The sequence below is a fragment of the Taklimakanibacter lacteus genome, from assembly GCA_003576695.1.
Classification (GTDB): Bacteria; Pseudomonadota; Alphaproteobacteria; order Rhizobiales; family Aestuariivirgaceae; genus Taklimakanibacter; species Taklimakanibacter lacteus.
Genome location: QOZQ01000007.1, coordinates 173,070 through 189,695, shown reverse-complemented (window position 1 = coordinate 189,695; position 16,626 = coordinate 173,070). Strand labels below are relative to the sequence as shown.

At 62.9% G+C, this 16,626-nt stretch carries 15 protein-coding genes; 7 read left to right on the top strand and 8 right to left on the bottom strand.

What is annotated here, in order from left to right; all coding sequences use genetic code 11:
* The first annotated feature begins 21 nt into the window (after positions 1 to 21).
* The 3 genes from DT068_RS15780 to DT068_RS15770 are packed head-to-tail and all read left to right on the top strand — an operon-like array spanning position 22 to position 5,317.
* Positions 22 to 1,146 (top strand): efflux RND transporter periplasmic adaptor subunit, encoded by a 1,125-nt coding sequence (locus DT068_RS15780; protein WP_162914226.1) that lies wholly within the window; start codon positions 22 to 24, stop codon positions 1,144 to 1,146.
* Positions 1,143 to 2,234 carry an efflux RND transporter periplasmic adaptor subunit gene (locus DT068_RS15775; RefSeq protein ID WP_119390823.1) on the top strand — a complete coding sequence of 364 codons (1,092 nt, stop codon included), beginning with the start codon at positions 1,143 to 1,145 and terminating at the stop codon, positions 2,232 to 2,234. Before DT068_RS15780 ends, DT068_RS15775 begins: the two co-directional genes overlap by 4 nt.
* Positions 2,231 to 5,317 (top strand): efflux RND transporter permease subunit, encoded by a 3,087-nt coding sequence (locus DT068_RS15770; RefSeq protein WP_119390822.1) that lies wholly within the window; start codon positions 2,231 to 2,233, stop codon positions 5,315 to 5,317. Before DT068_RS15775 ends, DT068_RS15770 begins: the two co-directional genes overlap by 4 nt.
* Here DT068_RS15770 and DT068_RS15765 read toward each other — a convergent pair.
* The 6 genes from DT068_RS15765 to DT068_RS15740 form a co-directional block, all read right to left on the bottom strand.
* Positions 5,308 to 7,203: a bifunctional sugar phosphate isomerase/epimerase/4-hydroxyphenylpyruvate dioxygenase family protein gene (locus DT068_RS15765; RefSeq protein ID WP_119390821.1), complete on the bottom strand. Its 1,896-nt coding sequence runs from the start codon at positions 7,201 to 7,203 to the stop codon at positions 5,308 to 5,310. The two genes, DT068_RS15770 and DT068_RS15765, sit on opposite strands and share 10 nt — an antisense overlap.
* Positions 7,200 to 7,637: a type II 3-dehydroquinate dehydratase gene (locus DT068_RS15760; protein ID WP_119390820.1), complete on the bottom strand. Its 438-nt coding sequence runs from the start codon at positions 7,635 to 7,637 to the stop codon at positions 7,200 to 7,202. Before DT068_RS15760 ends, DT068_RS15765 begins: the two co-directional genes overlap by 4 nt.
* A 4-nt stretch (positions 7,638 to 7,641) precedes the next feature.
* Entirely contained in the window at positions 7,642 to 8,943 is a 1,302-nt protein-coding gene (locus DT068_RS15755) for a TRAP transporter large permease (RefSeq protein WP_119390819.1), read from the bottom strand.
* Entirely contained in the window at positions 8,940 to 9,458 is a 519-nt protein-coding gene (locus DT068_RS15750; protein WP_119390818.1) for a TRAP transporter small permease, read from the bottom strand. The genes DT068_RS15755 and DT068_RS15750 overlap by 4 nt, the downstream gene beginning before the upstream one ends.
* A 65-nt stretch (positions 9,459 to 9,523) precedes the next feature.
* On the bottom strand, positions 9,524 to 10,510 hold the full coding sequence (gene dctP / locus DT068_RS15745) for a TRAP transporter substrate-binding protein DctP (protein ID WP_119390817.1): 987 nt from the start codon (positions 10,508 to 10,510) through the stop codon (positions 9,524 to 9,526).
* Positions 10,511 to 10,552: 42 nt separating this feature from the next.
* Entirely contained in the window at positions 10,553 to 11,482 is a 930-nt protein-coding gene (locus DT068_RS15740) for a shikimate dehydrogenase (protein ID WP_368904757.1), read from the bottom strand.
* Positions 11,483 to 11,635: 153 nt separating this feature from the next.
* Here DT068_RS15740 and DT068_RS15735 point away from each other — a divergent pair, with 153 nt between their 5' ends.
* Both DT068_RS15735 and DT068_RS15730 read left to right on the top strand, forming a co-directional pair.
* Positions 11,636 to 12,319 carry a TetR/AcrR family transcriptional regulator gene (locus tag DT068_RS15735; RefSeq protein ID WP_119390816.1) on the top strand — a complete coding sequence of 228 codons (684 nt, stop codon included), beginning with the start codon at positions 11,636 to 11,638 and terminating at the stop codon, positions 12,317 to 12,319.
* Between the two features lie 128 nt (positions 12,320 to 12,447).
* Positions 12,448 to 12,660 carry a DUF1858 domain-containing protein gene (locus DT068_RS15730; protein ID WP_119390973.1) on the top strand — a complete coding sequence of 71 codons (213 nt, stop codon included), beginning with the start codon at positions 12,448 to 12,450 and terminating at the stop codon, positions 12,658 to 12,660.
* A 15-nt stretch (positions 12,661 to 12,675) separates the two neighbouring features.
* On the opposite strand, the gene DT068_RS15725 is transcribed toward DT068_RS15730, so the two are convergent.
* A complete protein-coding gene (locus tag DT068_RS15725) occupies positions 12,676 to 13,374 on the bottom strand; it encodes a Crp/Fnr family transcriptional regulator (protein ID WP_119390815.1) in 699 nt (232 codons plus the stop codon).
* Positions 13,375 to 13,491: 117 nt separating this feature from the next.
* Positions 13,492 to 14,592, bottom strand: coding sequence for a copper-containing nitrite reductase (gene nirK / locus DT068_RS15720; RefSeq protein WP_119390814.1), 1,101 nt, complete (start codon positions 14,590 to 14,592; stop codon positions 13,492 to 13,494).
* 248 nt (positions 14,593 to 14,840) lie between these two features.
* Here nirK and DT068_RS15715 point away from each other — a divergent pair, with 248 nt between their 5' ends.
* Positions 14,841 to 15,305, top strand: a complete 465-nt coding sequence (locus DT068_RS15715) for a pseudoazurin (protein WP_119390813.1) — start codon at positions 14,841 to 14,843, stop codon at positions 15,303 to 15,305.
* 70 nt (positions 15,306 to 15,375) lie between these two features.
* On the top strand, positions 15,376 to 16,569 hold the full coding sequence (locus DT068_RS15710; RefSeq protein ID WP_119390812.1) for an NnrS family protein: 1,194 nt from the start codon (positions 15,376 to 15,378) through the stop codon (positions 16,567 to 16,569).
* Positions 16,570 to 16,626 lie beyond the last annotated feature (57 nt).

Genomic DNA, 16,626 nt, shown 5'->3' with positions numbered 1-16,626 from the left:
AGTTTAGATTATCGGATAGTCATGCGGCAGGCATCTCGCTTTCCCCAAAGAGTCATCACGGTCTTCCTTCTCGGCGGTCTCGCTGTGGCGCTCACTGCGTGCGGCGAGGAGGAGAAATCGCCAGAGCGGGCTTCGTTGCCTGTAAAAACGCAGATCGTGTCGGCCTCGCAGCATGCCCGGTCGGTGGCGCTGACCGGAGAGATCAGGGCCCGCGTCCAGAGTGATCTCGCTTTCCGCGTGACCGGCAGGATCGCCCAACGCTTCGTCGAGGTCGGCGATCACATCAGGGCCGGTCAGGTTCTGGCGACCTTGGAAGCGCAGGAGCAGACGGCTGACGTTTCTTCCGCGATAGCCAGTGTCCAGTCGGCCGCCGCCACCTTGCGCCAGACCGCGGCCGCTTTTGATCGCCAGAAGACCTTGCTGGAGAGCGGCTTCACGACGCGGAGCAATTACGACGACGCCCAGCAAGCCTTCCAGGCTGCGCGGGCGACGCTCGACGCCGCCAGCTCCAATCTGGCGACAGCCCGGCAACAGCTCACTTATACATCCTTGATAGCGGATGCTTCGGGCATCGTGATCGCCCGCAATGCCGAGGCCGGACAGGTCGTCGATGCCGCGCAAGCCGTCTTCACCGTTGCGCGCGACGGCGAGCGGGACGCGGTCTTCGACGTCTATGAGGGGCTGCTGACCCAGAGGCCCGCCAGCGACACGGTTGAGATCGCGCTGGTCGACAACCCCGAGATTCAGGCGACCGGCAAGGTCCGTGAAGTTGCCCCCGCCATCGATCCCTCGACCGGCACGGTGCGCGTCAAGATCGCCATTGACCAGCCTCCCGCCGCGATGACCCTCGGCGCGGCCGTCACCGGCGTTGGCCGGTTTCAGCCCACCACCGTCTTCCGCCTGCCCTGGAGTGCCTATTTCATCGAGAACGGCAAGCCGGCCGTCTGGATCGTCGACCCGAGCAGTCACGTTGCTGTCCTGAAACCGATCGTGGTCGACAGCTACCGGACGGGTGAGCTGCTGATCAAGAGCGGCCTCGCAGCCGGCGACATCGTCGTGACGGCGGGCGTGCAGCAGCTGACACCCGGCCAGGTCGTGACCCCGCTGACAGAGGGTGAGCAGGCCAATAATGAGGCCGCGAAATGAACCGAGCCTCCCTTCTTCTCTCTGTCGCGGTCCTGGCCGGCATGCTGGCGGGGTGCACGCCCGACACGGACGAGGCAGCGTCGGAAAGTCCGCCGCGGCCTGTCCTCTCTCTCGTGCTCAAGCCACAGAAGGATCAGTCGATCGGCTTTGCCGGCACTATCCAGCCGCGTTTCCAGACCGATCGGGGATTCCGTGTGCTGGGCCGCCTCATCGCACGTCCGGTTGACGTCGGCGATATCGTGGCGCCAGGGCAGACGCTGGCGCAGATCGATCCGCAATTGCTGGATTTCGCCGTGCGCACCAGCGAGGCTGAGCTTGTCAAGGCGCAGGCGCAGCTGGCCAATGCCACCGCCGCCGAGGGCAGGACCAGCACCCTCTTTGCCAAGAAGATCGCCAGCCAGGCCGATTTCGACAATGCCCGGCAGGCACTCGATGCCGCAGCCGCCGGCGTGAAGGAAGCGCAGGCCAATCTCGCCAAGGCTCGCGAGCAGCGCGGCTACGCGACGCTGATGGCCGACGCGGCAGGAGTCGTCACCAGCGTCGATGCCGAGGTCGGCCAGACGGTCGCTGCCGGCCAGAAGGTCATGACGATCGCGCAAACCGATATAAGGGAAGCCGTCGTCGATATTCCCGACATGACGGCGCAGGGCCTGGGGTCGGGCGATCCCTTTGCGATCCGGCTGCAGACCGACCCCTCGATCACTGCAACTGGCAAGATCCGCGAGATTGCCCCGCAGGCCGACCAGGCGACACGCTCGCGCCGGGTCAAGATCACGCTCGACCAGAGCATCGAGGCATTCAGGCTCGGAGCCACCATCACCGCGCTGCCCGCGACCCCTGTGACGGCGGAGACGGTGTTCGACATCCCGGCCACGGCGGTTCTCGACCGTGATGGCGAAACCCGCGTCTGGCTGCTCGATCCGAAGAGCAAGACGGTGCGCACCGTGGCCGTCGTGCTGGCAGAGCGCGACGACCGCAAGGCGCGCATCACCGGCCAGCTCACGGCGGGAGATCGCCTCGTCGTCGCCGGCGTCCACAGCCTGTCCGAAGGACAGAGCGTCAAATTCGATGAAGAGGTTTCGCCGTGACGCGTTTCAACCTGTCCGACTGGTCGCTGCGCCACCGCTCGCTCATCTGGTACTTCATGCTCGTGGCGACGGTCGCCGGGATCTTCTCGTATTTCAATCTCGGCCGGGCTGAAGATCCGGACTTCACCATCAAGACGATGATCATCCAGGCGCGCTGGCCGGGCGCCACGGTGGAGGACATGACCGGCCAGGTCGCCGACCGCATCGAAAAGAAGCTCGAGGAGCTCGACAGCTTCGACTATGCCAAGAGCCTCAACATGCCGGGCATGACGACGATCTTCGTCAACCTCAAGCAGACGACCAAAGCCAGGGACATCCCCGCGATCTGGGCCAGGATTCGCAACATGATTGGGGACATCAAGAGCCAGTTTCCCGAAGGTGTCGTCGGACCGACATTCAACGACAGCTTCGGCGACGTCTATGGCAATATCTATGCCTTCACCGCCGACGGGTTCAGCCAGCGGCAGCTGCGTGACTATGTCGAGGACATCCGCGCCCGGATCCTGGCCGTGCCCGATATCGGCAAGGTCGATCTCATCGGCGCGCAGGACGAGGTGATCTACCTGCAATTCTCGACCCGCCAGATCGCAGCGCTCGGCCTGACGCAACAGGCGGTCGTCGAGACCTTGCAGGCGCAGAACGCGATCGCGCCATCGGGAACGATCGAGGCCCAGGGCGAACGGATCAGCGTGCGCGTCGGCGGCCAGTTCACTTCCGAGGACAGCCTGCGGGCCATCAATCTCAGGATCAACGACCGGTTCTTCCGCCTGGGCGATGTGGCCACCATCAGCCGCGGTTACGTCGATCCGCCGACCTCTCTGTTCCGCGTCGGCGGCAAGCCGGCGATCGGGCTGGCGATCGGCATGAAGCCGAACGCCAACCTCCTGAACTTCGGCGAAGCCCTGAAGCACGAGATGGCCAGGATCGAGGCCGACCTTCCGATCGGCATCGGCGTGCATCAGGTCTCCGACCAGCCCGCCATCGTCGAGGAAGCCGTCGGCGGCTTCACCAAGGCGCTGTTCGAGGCCGTGGCGATCGTCCTCATCGTCAGCTTCGTCAGCCTGGGGCTCAGGGCCGGCTTTGTCGTGGCGGTGACGATACCGCTGGTGCTGGGGATTACGTTCATCGCGATGGAGGTCCTCGGCATTTCGCTGCAGCGCATCTCGCTCGGCGCCCTGATCATCGCGCTCGGTCTCCTGGTCGATGACGCCATGATCGCGGTGGAGATGATGGTAGCGCGCCTGGAAGTGGGCGATACGCTCGAAAAAGCCGCCACCCATGTCTATGTCTCGACGGCATTCCCGATGCTGACCGGCACGCTGGTGACGGTCGCGAGTTTCATTCCCGTCGGACTGAACGACAGTGCCGCGGGTGAATTCACCTTCACGCTGTTCGTCGTCATCGCGGTTTCACTGCTGGTGTCCTGGATCGTCGCGGTCCTGTTCGTGCCGCTGCTCGGTGTAACGCTGCTGCCGAGGTCGATGAAGCAGAAGCACCATGGCGAGCCCGGCCGGTTCGCGCGCGTCTTCGGCGTCCTGCTGCGCGCCTGTGTGCGCTGGAAGTGGCTGACCATCGTCGCCACGGTGCTGGTATTCGCGCTCTCCGTGGGCGCCATGCGCTTCGTTCAGCAGCAGTTCTTTCCCTCATCCGACCGGCACGAGCTGATCATCGACTGGACGGTTCCGCAGAACGCGTCGATCACCGAAACCCGCGCGCAGATGGACCGCTTCGAGAAGACCGCCCTCGAAGGCGACCCGGACATCGAGCACTGGTCGTCCTATGTCGGCCAGGGCGCGGTCCGCTTCCTGCTTTCCTACGACGTGCCGCCGGCCAGTCCGAATTTCGGCCAGATCGTCATCGTGACCCGCGATGTCGAGGCGCGGGACCGCCTGCGCAACAAGCTCAAGGCCATCATCGCCCGCGATTATGTCGGGACGGACGCCTTCGTGCATCTGCTCGACATCGGCCCTCCCGTCGGCCGTCCGGTCCAATATCGCGTCAGTGGTCCGGATGTGCAGACCGTGCGTAACCTGGCGCAGACGGTTGCGGCGACGGTCTCGAAGAACGAGAATCTCACCGATATCGCCTATGACTGGAACGAGCCGGGACGCGTGGTGAAGGTCGATGTATTGCAGGACAAGGCAGCCCAGCTCGGCATCACGTCCGAAACGATCGCGACCGCGCTCAACAGCATCGTCGGCGGCACGACCGCGACCCAGGTGCGCGACAATATCTATCTGGTGAATGTGATGGGCCGGGCCCGCGACAGCGAGCGCTCGTCCATCGAGACCCTGCAGAACCTGCAGATCCAGACGAGTGCCGGCAAGCCGGTCCCGCTCGCCGCGGTCGCCAATTTCCGCTACGAGTCGGAGCAGCCGGTGATCTGGCGGCGCGGCCGACTGCCGACCATCACCGTCAAGGCCGCGATCGGGACGGCGGTTCAGCCGGCGACCGTCGTCGCCGAGCTGGCGCCGCGGATTGACGAGATCACCCGCGCCTTGCCGGCCGGCTATCGGATCGTCGCCGGCGGCTCGGTCGAGGAAAGCGCCAAAGGACAGGCCCCGATCATCGCCGTCGTTCCGATGATGCTGCTCGTCATGGCGACGATCCTGATGATCCAGCTCCAGAGCTTCCAGCGGCTTTTCCTCGTGACCGTCGTGGCGCCCCTGGGTCTTATCGGCGTGGTCAGCGCGCTCCTGCCGAGCGGGGCGCCGCTCGGCTTCGTCGCCATTCTGGGCGTCCTGGCGCTGATCGGCATCCTGATCCGAAACTCCGTCATCCTCGTCATCCAGATCGAGCAGCTGCGCAGCGAGGGCAGGGATGGGTGGTCGGCGGTGATCGAGGCGACGGAGCATCGCATGCGCCCGATCATGCTGACCGCGGCGGCCGCGAGCCTCGCTCTGATTCCGATCGCGCGTGAGGTCTTCTGGGGGCCGATGGCCTACGCCATGATGGGCGGGATCATCGTGGGCACGGTGCTGACGCTCCTGTTCCTGCCCGCTCTCTATGTGGCCTGGTTCCGCCTCAAGGAGCCCAAGGCGCAGGACGGGCAGGGGACTCTCCAGCAATTGACTCAGACATGAGGCATCATCCCCTTCGACCGTAAGTGCCGCTTCTGTGCCGCGATACGGAACGGCGCGTTTCCCGCGCCATAGCCTCCGTAAGGCCCCTTCCGCTCGACCACTTCGATCAGGAAACCTTCGCCGAAGGGCGGGGCGTAGAGCTGGAAGAACTCGCCGAACTCGTCGCGGTCATAGAGGATGTTCTCCGCCCGCAGCCGGTCGGCCAGCTCCGGCGCGAGGCCGAAACGCGCTTCGACATCGTCATAGTAGTTGGGCGATATCGCCAGGGCGGCGAAGCCTCTGTCTCGCAGGGCTTTCGCCGTTGCGAAGATATCGCCTGTCGACAGCGCGAAGTGCTGAACGCCCGACCCGAAGCTCTCCGCGATGAAACGCCCGGCCAGCGTCTGGCTGTTGTCGGCGCCGTTCAGAATGAGTCTGAGGCCGCCGCCGCCGCTTTCGATCACCTGGCTCCTGACCACGCCCGAGGGATCGATGACATCGACCATGGGCATCTTCCGCGTCTCGAAGATCGAGGTGTAGAAGAGCTGCCAGGTCAGCATCTCGCCGTATTCCATCGTTTGCCCGACATGATCGATGCAGGTCAGTCCGGCATCGGAGCGCCTGGCGTCATCCTCCGTGAGAGAGAAATCCACATCCCAGAGACGGGCAAGATCGGACTTGCCGTCGATGAAATAGACGAGACCGCCGCCAACGCCGCGTATGGCCGGAATCTCGAGCTCACCGGGGCCGACCGTTTGAGTGAAGGGAACGGCCAGAAGCGCCCTGGCCCGCTCGACCGTTGCCCGGGCGTCCTCGACCTTGAGCCCGAAGGCATAGACCGAGGTTCCGCGCACCAGGAAAGCGGAATGCGCCAGACCGGTGCTCTCGGTATTGATGACGATGTTGATGTCGCCTTGCCGGAACAGGGTGACGTCCTTGGAAATGTGACGGGCCGCCTTGCGAAAGCCAAGCGCATGCAGGAGCGCCGCAACCTGCCGCCCGCCCGCCTGGTCGGCGGTGAATTCGATGAAGGCAATGCCCTCGATGCCGACGCGCCGGGGCAGTCGCGGCAGTGTCTGCGTCAGCGCCGGCTCATCGCGCTTCACCTGGTCCATCAGGTAGATCAGCGAGCGGTGCCCATCGATGGAGATGGACTTCGGCGAGCCGCCGCGGAACTGGTCGTTGAAAATCTCCAGTGACAGATAGCCGTCATAGCCCGTGGCCGCGACGGCACGCAGGAAGTCCTTGACCGGCAAATCTCCTTCGCCCGGCATGTTGCGGAAATGCCGGCTCCAGTAGAGAAGGTCCATCTCGATCAGCGGCGCGTCGGCGAGCTGGACGATGAATATCTTTTCCTTGGGGATGGCCCGGATGGACCCGATATCGATCTTGCGCGCCAGCGTGTGGAAGGAATCGAGAATGAGACCGATGCCGGGATGGTCTGCCCGCCGCACGATCTCCCAGGCGTCGCGATGGTCGTTGATATGCTTGCCCCAGGCCAACGCTTCGTAACCCACCCGCAAGCCGCGCTGGGCCGCGCGCTCGCCGAGCTCGCGAAAATCGGCCGCGGCGCGGTCGATGCCGCCGAGCGCGACAGGCGATACGCTCGAGCATACCAGCATCAGATCGGTGCCGAGTTCCTGCATGAGGTCGAACTTGCGTTCCGCCCGGTCGAAGGCGCGCCGGCGCTGCGGTTCGGGCAGGCCCTCGAAATCGCGGAACGGCTGGAACAGAGTGATCTCCAGCCCGAGATCGCGCGCCATCCGCCCCACATCGCGCGGCGAGCCGTCGAAACCCAGGAAATCGTTCTCGAAGATCTCGACACCGTCGAAGCCCGCCGCGGCGATGGCCGACAGCTTCTCGGAAAAATCGCCGCTGATCGAGACCGTGGCGATCGAGGTCTTCATGCGTCGATCATCCGGATCATGGCGCGCAGGGCGAGAACATATCCATGCGCCCCGAAGCCTGCCATGACGGCGGTGGCGACCTTGGAGACCATGGAGTTGTGGTAATAGGCTTCCCGCCGGTGGATATTGGAAATATGCAGCTCGATGATCGGCCCATTGAACATCTTCAGAGCATCGAGGATGGCGAGCGATGTGAAGGTCAATGCGGCCGGGTTGATGATGATGCCGGCACCTTCATCGATCGCATCATGGATCCAGCTGACGATCTCGCCCTCCATGTTTGACTGGTGGAAGCGCACCGGCCGGCCGCGGGCTGCCATGCCGCACATGGCCTCGATCTCCGCCAGTGTCGTCGTTCCGTAGATTTCAGGCTCGCGCTTGCCCAATCGGTTGAGATTAGGCCCGTTCAGGATGAAGATGGATTTGCTCGTCATTTGCCTACCCGCTGTAGCCGAAGGCCCGGGGGAGCCAGAGCACAAGTCCCGGAAATGAGGTGATCAAGGCGAGCGCCGCCACCATGGCCGCGAGAAAGGGCAGGGTGTCGCGCACCAGCGCCCGCATCGGCACTTCCGCGATGCGCGTCATGACGAAGAGCAGCAGGCCATAGGGAGGCGTGATCAGGCCCAGCATGATATTGACCACAACCACCACGCCGAAATGCACCATGTCGATGCCGAGCGCTTGCGCGGTCGGGATGAGCACCGGGACGACCACCAGCAGGATCGTCGTTCCCTCGAGCACGCAGCCGAGGACGAGCAGGACGATATTGACCAGGATCAGGAAACCCAGCGGCGACAACTCCCATGCCCGCAGAATGATGCTGAGCGACTGGGGGATGTTTTCGACGGTCACTATATAGTTGAACACGAGGGCGCCGGTGATCAGCATGCCGATCGAGGCCGCCGTGCGGGCGCTCGCCAGGATGGAGCGGTAGAAGTCGGCGAAGCTCACGCTGCGATAGAGCACGATCGAGATGAGAAGCGCATAAGCGGCGGCGACCGCCGCGGCCTCGGTCGGCGTCGCCGCGCCGGAATAGATCCCGCCGAGCAGCACCACCGGCATCATCAGGGCAGGGAAGGCGCGCCACGTGACCAGTGGAAGTTCTCTCAAGGGCGTGGGCTCCTCGACGGGAAACTGCTTGCGCCGCGCATCGAGGAACACGATGACCATCTGGGCCAGGGCCATGAGCAGGCCGGGCACCACGCCGCCAAGGAAGAGATATCCGATGGAGGCATTGGAGACGAGCGCATAGATGATCATCGGGATCGAGGGCGGGATGATCGGGCCGATCACCGCGGTGGCGGCGGTCAGTGCCGCGGCATAGCTCGCGGGATACCTGTTGTCCCTGGTCATCATCTGCTGCATCAGCTTGCCGGTGCCGGCGGCATCGGCGATGGCGGAACCCGACATGCCGGCGAAGATGATCGACTGGACGATGTTGACATAGGCAAGTCCGCCGCGGAAGCGGCCGACAATGGCATTGCAAAAGGCCAGCAGGCGATCCGTCATCGAGCCGATATTCATGAGCTCGGCAGCAAGGATGAACAACGGCACCGCCAGGAGGATGTAGTTTGTATACATCCCGTTGAGGATCTGCTCCGCCGCGGTTCCCATGTCGAGACCGGCCAGTGCCAGATAGAGAATTGATCCGGCGATCATTGCATGGCCGATAGGCAGGCCCAGGACGGCCAGCGCCGTCATGGCGACGACACAGAGCGAGAACGGACTTGCGAGACTCATACGCCCGACGCCGCCTTCGTCGGATCGAAATCTGCCGGCGCCCGGCCGAACAAGGCTTGCCAGGCGAGCCACAGATAGCGGGCGATGACCGCGACCACGAACAGGAGGTAGACCGAGAACAGCCAGTCGAAACGAATCTTCAGATAGGCGGTCTTCTCCACCTTCATGAAGGTCACGTAATCGGCGGTGGCGGGAAAGGAGATCCCATAGAGGACGATGAGCACGATCGCCGAGATCACGAAGATGATCCGTCGCGCCTTGGGTCCGGCAGCCGCGTAAAGGAGGTCGAAGCGGATCTCCTCGTCTTCCCGAACGACGAAGGCGGCCCCGAACAGCACGATCCAGATCCACAGGACCACGCTGATCTCATTGGTCCAGCCGACCGGGAAATTGAGCAGGTAGCGAAAGACGATCTGCAGGATGAAGGCGGCGAACATGACGAACAGCATGGCCGCCAGCAGGTTCTCCCCGCGCCGGTAGAGCCACATGCCGGTATGGCGAAGTCTCGGATCCATTCAGCCTCCGCCCCCATCTGCGGCGAGGCGGGTGCCGGCAGTCGGCCGCCGGCGCCCGTCCGGTCTCAAAGCGTGTTGATCTTCTCGATCATGCCTTGCGGCCAGTCCTTGGCAAGATCGGACGCCAGGTATTTCTCCTGCGCGAATTTGCGGAAAGCCGCCACATCCGGCTCATAGAGCTTGAGCCCCTTGGATTTGAAGACTTCCACCAGGTCCTTCTCGCGGGCCAGATGCTTGCTCGTCGAGAAGTCGATGGCCTTGTCGGCTGCCGCCTGGAACTTGGCCTGCTTGTCCGGCCCCATCTTGTCCCAGGTCTTCTTCGCGACGGTCAGCAGGTCGAAGCCCACGAGATGCGCTGTCAGGACGATCTGCGACATCACCTCGTAGAACTTCATATTCTCGACATTGGGTAGCGGATTGTCCTGGCCGTCGATGGCGCCGGTCTGCAGGCCGGTATAGACCTCGGCATAGGCCATGGGCGTGGGATTTGCGCCCAGCGCGCTGCCCAGGAACTGCCAGGCATCGCCGCCCGGCATGCGCAGCTTGATCCCGGCCATGTCGGCCGGCGTCTTGATTTCCTTGTCGGGCTTCAGGCCGACCTGGCGTACGCCGAAATAGGTCGGCCCCAGCACCTTCACGCCGAGCTGGTCCTCGGTCATCTGCTTCATCTGGGCGCCCATCTCGCTGGCGAAGAAGCTCTTGAGATGTGCCGCGTCGCGGAACAGATATCCGGCGGTCAGGAGCGACCAGGCCGGGATCTGCTTGGAAATGTCCTGCGGCGCGATATTGCCCATCTCGAGATTGCCGCGCTGCAGCGCGACCAGTTCGGTGCCTTGCTTGAAGAGGTTGCCGCCGTAATAGCCCTCGAAGGCGAAGTCGTCCTTGATGGCGTCGGCGAACATTTTCATCATCTCGGCGCGAATATCCTGCTCCGAGAACACGGCCGAAAAGCGCAGCTTCGGCTTGTCCTGCGCCAGCGCCGGAAATGCGGCCGTCGTCGCGAGCAGGCCGGTTCCTGCCAGGAAATGGCGGCGTGTGATGCTTACAGTCATTGCCTTCCTCCCATTTTGAAACTTACAGGGCCTTGATTGGCCTCAGATGCAATCGATCCTTTCCTGTTCCGCGGCTGCGAAATGCGCGGCCATGGCATGTCGGTCCGGCGTCTTGCCGGTGAAGAGCTCGAACGCACGCGCGGCCTGGTAGATGGCCATTCCTGTGCCCGGCAATATGCGGCAGCCAAGCGCGCGGGCCCGCCTGAGGAGCTCGGTCTCGACCGGGAAATAGATGATCTCGGCTACCCAGTGGCGATGCGACAACAGGCTTTCGGGGAAGGGCATGCCGGGATATTTGATCATGCCGACAGGCGTGGCGTTCACCAGGCCATCGGCATGGCGAAGGGCGCCGGCGGGGTCAGCCTCCACCCGCATGCGTCCCGGGAAGCGTCTTCCCACCGCAACGCAAAGCGCGTCCGCTCTCGCGCTGTCGGTATCGAACAGCCAAAGCTCGCCGACGCCCAGATCCATCAAGGCATAGGCGACGGCGGCACCGGCACCGCCGGCGCCGAACTGAACGACGCGCCGGAGAGGGGCGTCCGCCATTTCTTCCCGAAAGCTTTGGGCAAAGCCCCAGCTGTCGGTATTGTGACCAATGGCGCCCGGTCGGCCGAAGACGATGGTGTTCACCGACCCGATGGCCTCCGCCTCGGATGTCATCCCATCCAGATGCCCGATCACCGATTGCTTGAACGGGTGTGTGACATTCAGTCCGGCAAATCCCTTGGCGCGCGCCGATTCCAGGATCGCGCCAAGCGCGCGATCGGGCAGATCGAGCTGGTCGAAATCCACCAGGACATAGCGATAGGCGAGGCCGAGGCGCGCGCCTTCGAGCTCGTGCATCTTCGGGCTGCGTGAGGACTGGATGCCGCGGCCGATCAGGCCGATGAGCATATGGGGCCGGCCCGGGTCCGCCTGCGGTGGCATCACCCGGTCGAGCGTCTTGCCGATCGCTCCAGCCGATCCTCCCAAGCCTCGCTCCTTTGGACCTTTTGAGTCCGTTCGGCGCCTGGCCGGCGCACTTGTATTTCCGGGCGGCGAAACAATAATGCCCAGACTGGACTTACAAGAATGTACGAACTAGTTAGTTTAGTCAACCGCCAGTATGGGTTCGAGGGGATCGCTATGAAATTGCAAAGGAAACCGCAGGAGCCGGGCAAGACGGGAAAGGTCACCCGGCCGCAGGATCCGGAAGGAACCCGCCGCAACATCCTTGAGGTCGCCTCGAAGGAATTCGCGCTCAACGGCCTGTCGGGGGCGCGCATCGATGAGATTGCCGCGCGCACCCGGTCATCGAAGCGGATGATCTATTATTATTTCGGCGACAAGGAGGGGCTCTATCTGCACGCTTTAGAGAATGCCTACCGGCTGGTCCGCGACGGTGAAACGAAGCTCGATACCGACGGCCTGGCGCCGCCGGAGGCGCTGCGCAAGCTTGTCGAGTTCACGTTCGATCACCATCGTCGGCATGAGGAATTCATCCGTATGGTGATGATCGAGAACATCCATCACGGTCAGTATCTCGAGCGTTCGGACATCATCCGCGAAGTCAACAAGACGGCCATAGATCACATTGCGCGCATCTATCACCGGGGTGTTTCCGACGGGACGTTCCGTGCCGGAATAGATCCCGTCGATCTGCACTGGCAGGTCAGCGCGCTTTGCTTCTTCAATGTCTCCAATCGCGCGACCTTCGCGAAGATTTTCGACCGCGACCTTGACAGCGAAGCGGCGCAAGCCCGCCTGCGCAATAATACGGTCGCTACGATACTGCGTTTCGTTTCGCTTCGGCCGGATATGGCATCTTGAAACGGCGGGCCTCCCGCGAGGAAGCCAGAGCACGATTTCCGCATCAAGCCGCCATATTGTGCCAGCGCAAAGACACCGCACGCCGGAAGAAGTAATCGAATCCGGTTTCATGGCTGACCTGTGTGACCATGCCTGTGCGATCAGATCAAATAGTCGATGATGTGATGCGAGAGCTGCCGCCGGCCATTGCGATATTCCTGAGATACGGGATGCTCTGTGTCGGATGTCCGGTCGCTCCCTTTCACACGCTGGAAGAAGCCTGCCGGGCGCATGGTGTTGAGCAGGAGCTTTTTCTCACCGCATTGCGGGCTGTCCTGCAGGCGCGAAGCGGTCCGGCCTGAAAAGAGGCTCATGAGTTAATCCGAAACAGCCTCGGCAATCGCCATCAGCCGATGGGCGTCACGCAGAACCACGCGCTGGCGACCGCTTTCCACTATTCCGCCCTGTTCCCAGGCGCTCAGGATGCGGCTTACGGTATGAAGCGTCGTCCCTGTCATCTCGGCGATATTCTGCCGGCTGATGGGAAAGTCGATTTCGATGCCGCGATCGACCTTGCGCCCGGCCTGGTTGGCAAGCCTCAGCAAGGCGCGAGCGACTCGTCGCTCCACCTCTTCCGTCGATATCTCGATGACGCGCGCATGGGCTTCCTGAAGGCGAGTGCCCACTGTCTGCAATGTTCCGGATGCGAGCGTCGGATAGCTCCGGACAAGCTCGGACCAAATGGAGGCCGGCCAGATGAGCGCGACGCTGTCGACCACCGCAACGGCGGTTGCCGGGTAAGTATTCAGGCCGATCACATGCGCGACACCGAATATCTCGCCAGGGGAAACATATCTGACCACGACCTGCTCACCGGTCGGCGTGACTTTCAGAGCCTGCACATGCCCATGCAGCAGGAGGAAGAAAGACTGAGCCTCGGCACCCTGTTCGAAGATATGCGCGTTCTTTGTGAAGCGTGCCGATCTTGCCTTGCCCAGGATATCTTCGACCTGACTGCGCGTGAGTTCCCGGAAAATCGGCACATCGGCAACGAGCGAGGGATCAAGGCCAGCCATAGTGAACCTCTGTGAGCCACAGTGGAACCCTATAGCCTCGATCCTGGCAAATAAAGAGCTGACACCCTTAAATGGCAGGCACGGGCTCTAGCCGGGCCTGCCATGCGGTCGGGTGGCTCAATGACCCTCGGCTGCGGCGCTGCGCTCCGGGTCGTAGTCCTTGAAGACAGTGGGGTTGTCGGGACCTTCGACTGTCAAAATCCCGGCCAGTCCGCGTTCGACCCGTGTCAAGGCATGATCGACGAGAATATAATTGCCGGGAACCTCGAGCTTGAATTCGACCACGCTGGCGCCGCCCGGCGGTGTGGTGATGGTCTGCACGTCGCTGAGCGGCTTCGCGGTCAGCGAGCCCATGGTATAGACCTTGTCGAAGATCTCGCCGATCACATGGAACGACGAGGTGTAGTTGGGGCCGCCGACACCGAAGAAGATCCTGATTGTCTCACCGGTCTTTGCCTTCAAGGGTGTCTTCTTCAGCGCCTCGGTCGTGCCGTTGAATACGAAATATTCCGGCCGCTCGTTCATGAGCTTGTCGTAGCTTTCCACGAGCTGTCCGCCTGTGCCGAACGCCTGCTCGGTATAGATCTCGCCCTGCATAACGTAGAATTCACGGTCGACCTTGGGCAAGCCGCCTTCCGGCTCAACCAGTATCAGGCCATACATGCCGTTGGCGATATGCTGGGCGACCATCGGCGTGGCACAATGATAGACATAGATGCCGGGCTGCGTCGCCTTGAACTCGAAGCCGCGGGTTTCGCCTGGTGCGGCCTCAGTTGCCTTGGCGCCTCCGCCGGGCCCGGTCACGGCGTGAAAATCGACATTGTGCATCATCACGCTGTCATCGGCATTCTTGAGGGAAACCTCGACCGTATCGCCTACTCGGACGCGCACGAAAGGCCCGGGAACCTTCCGGTTGAATGTCCAGTAGTGGAAGATGGCGCCGTCCGCGAGTTGTCCGGTCACTTCGACGGTCTCGAGACCGATCTTGATCCGCTGCGGCCCTCTGACGCCCACCGGGCCGGGGAGGTCCGTCGGATCGCGAACGACATTGGTGACCGGCTGCGCGGCGAGGGTTTCCCCATCGTGGCTCGTTCCCATCGCCGCCATCATATCGTCGGCGGTCGCATCAAGTGGTGCTGAAACAAGGCCCGCAGCGCAGAAGGCAATAAAGGCAACCGTTACGGTCAATGAACGGCGCCCTATGGTCAATGTGCTCATGGCACGTCTCCTTTTGTTGGGCCGCCTGGCGAATCTGAGGGAACCGCCAATCCGGATGACGCCGATCTAAAGGACCATCCGTCTTCTGTTCTTGATCCGGCGCAAAGAGAGGCGACGACTTCACCCGCCGCCATATCGATATCGTTCTCGCATTTGATCTCGCGCAAATTGCCGGACACCGGTACCCGCTATTTCATCGATCCGAACAAAGCGAGCGAGACCGCTCGTGCAAGAGACGGAGAGAGAAAATGCGGACCATCCCCAAGATCGCTGCCGCCCTGACGGCCATGACCCTCGCTACTTGTCCCCTGTTGGCGGCGGAAATCGAGGTCGAGATGCTCAACAGGGGGGCGGAAGGAGTCATGGTTTTCGAACCGTCTCTGATCAAGCTCGCTCCTGGTGATACGGTGAAGTTCATGCCGACGGACAGGGGGCACAATGTCGAGACGATCAAGGGCATGCTGCCTGAGGGCGCGGAATCCTTCGCCGGCAAGTTGAACGAGGAAGTCACGATCACCTTCGACAAGCCTGGTGTCTACGGAGTCAGGTGCAAGCCGCATTATGGAATGGGCATGGTCGGCCTCATCGTCGTTGGCGAGCCCGCAAACACGGATAACGCCAAGGCGGTCACCCATCCGGGCCGCGCCAAGCAGATTTTCGCCAAGTTGTTCGACAGGTTGGCGACGGAGCAGACTGCGATGAAGCAGCCCTGAGCCGGCGGTCGATTGGCCCATCCGGACCGCCCGCTGGCGGCCCGAAACTAACCGGCTTGGGATATCTGGTATGGCTCCTGTTCAACGCCTGCGGAATTATACTGGGCCGGCGATCCTGTCCTATGGTTTCAGGCCCTTCTTTCTTTGCGGATCGCTTTTCGCCGGGATCGCCATTCTGGCATGGTTGCCGATGTTCGAGGGCCGTCTCGCCCTGCCGACAACGCTCGCACCGCGCGACTGGCATATCCACGAGATGCTCTACGGGTATCTCGCCGCGGTAATGACCGGATTCCTGTTGACCGCTATCCCGAATTGGACCGGCAGGCTCCCTATTCGGGGCAGGCCGCTTCTTGCGCTCGTCCTCTTGTGGCTGGCAGGCCGTGTCGCCATCGCGGCCTCGGCCTGGCTAGGCACATTCCTCGCCGCGGCGATCGATGTCTCGTTCCTGCTCCTCGTCATTGCCGCCGCGGCGCGGGAGATCATCACCGGGGCAAGCCGGCATAATCTCAAGATCCTCGCCGTCCTCGCGGTGTTCGCCGCCGGGAATATCAGCTTTCACGTCGAAGCGCACGGCGTTGGCGAGGCCGCCTATGGCACAAGACTGGGAATCGCCGCCGCCATCGTGCTCGTCAGTCTTGTGGGCGGGCGCGTCGTGCCGAGCTTCACGCGCAACTGGCTTGTCCGCGTCAACCCGGGCCGGCTTCCCGCATCCTTCGGAAAGTTCGACGCTCTTTGCCTGGCCCTGACGGCGGCAGCGCTCCTCCTCTGGACAGGAATGCCCGACGCGGCTTCGACCGGTGCGGCGCTTGTCGCTGCTGGACTCATGCAGGCAATTCGCCTCGCTCGTTGGGCCGGCGACAGGACTCTTCGCGATCGCCTGGTTCTTATCCTGCACGTCGCTTACGCCTTCGTCCCGCTCGGTCTCCTGCTTGTCGGCGTAGCCGCGCTCCTGCCGGGATTTCCGCCAGGTGCCGGCATCCATGCCTGGACGGCCGGCGCCATCGGAACGATGACGATCGCCATCATGTCGCGGGCAAGCCTCGGCCATACGGGCAGGGCGCTTGTCGCCTCGCCGGTCACGCAGGTAATTTATGGCATGATTGTCGGCGGGGGCCTTCTTCGGATATGCGCATCCCTGGTTCCCGAGCTTGCCGCCATGCTGATCCCTGTCGCAGGCCTCGCCTGGGCTGGCGCATTTCTCGGCTTTGCCCTCCACTATTGGGCAATCCTTACCGGGCCGCGTCTCAATCCCGTCACGCGCTAAGGGGCCGTTCCCATTTTCATGCTCGCTCGCGACCGACCCTCGCCCCCTCGAAGATGA

Bases quoted from the DNA above. Each gene is read 5' to 3' on its own strand.
- DT068_RS15780 (WP_162914226.1), top strand. From the start codon at position 22: ATGCGGCAGGCATCTCGCTTTCCCCAAAGAGTCATCACGGTCTTCCTT.
- DT068_RS15775 (WP_119390823.1), top strand. From the start codon at position 1,143: ATGAACCGAGCCTCCCTTCTTCTCTCTGTCGCGGTCCTGGCCGGCATG.
- DT068_RS15765 (WP_119390821.1), bottom strand. From the start codon at position 7,203: ATGAAGACCTCGATCGCCACGGTCTCGATCAGCGGCGATTTTTCCGAG.
- DT068_RS15760 (WP_119390820.1), bottom strand. From the start codon at position 7,637: ATGACGAGCAAATCCATCTTCATCCTGAACGGGCCTAATCTCAACCGA.
- DT068_RS15755 (WP_119390819.1), bottom strand. From the start codon at position 8,943: ATGAGTCTCGCAAGTCCGTTCTCGCTCTGTGTCGTCGCCATGACGGCG.
- DT068_RS15750 (WP_119390818.1), bottom strand. From the start codon at position 9,458: ATGGATCCGAGACTTCGCCATACCGGCATGTGGCTCTACCGGCGCGGG.
- dctP (WP_119390817.1), bottom strand. From the start codon at position 10,510: ATGACTGTAAGCATCACACGCCGCCATTTCCTGGCAGGAACCGGCCTG.
- DT068_RS15735 (WP_119390816.1), top strand. From the start codon at position 11,636: ATGAAATTGCAAAGGAAACCGCAGGAGCCGGGCAAGACGGGAAAGGTC.
- DT068_RS15730 (WP_119390973.1), top strand. From the start codon at position 12,448: ATGCCTGTGCGATCAGATCAAATAGTCGATGATGTGATGCGAGAGCTG.
- DT068_RS15725 (WP_119390815.1), bottom strand. From the start codon at position 13,374: ATGGCTGGCCTTGATCCCTCGCTCGTTGCCGATGTGCCGATTTTCCGG.
- nirK (WP_119390814.1), bottom strand. From the start codon at position 14,592: ATGAGCACATTGACCATAGGGCGCCGTTCATTGACCGTAACGGTTGCC.
- DT068_RS15715 (WP_119390813.1), top strand. From the start codon at position 14,841: ATGCGGACCATCCCCAAGATCGCTGCCGCCCTGACGGCCATGACCCTC.
- DT068_RS15710 (WP_119390812.1), top strand. From the start codon at position 15,376: ATGGCTCCTGTTCAACGCCTGCGGAATTATACTGGGCCGGCGATCCTG.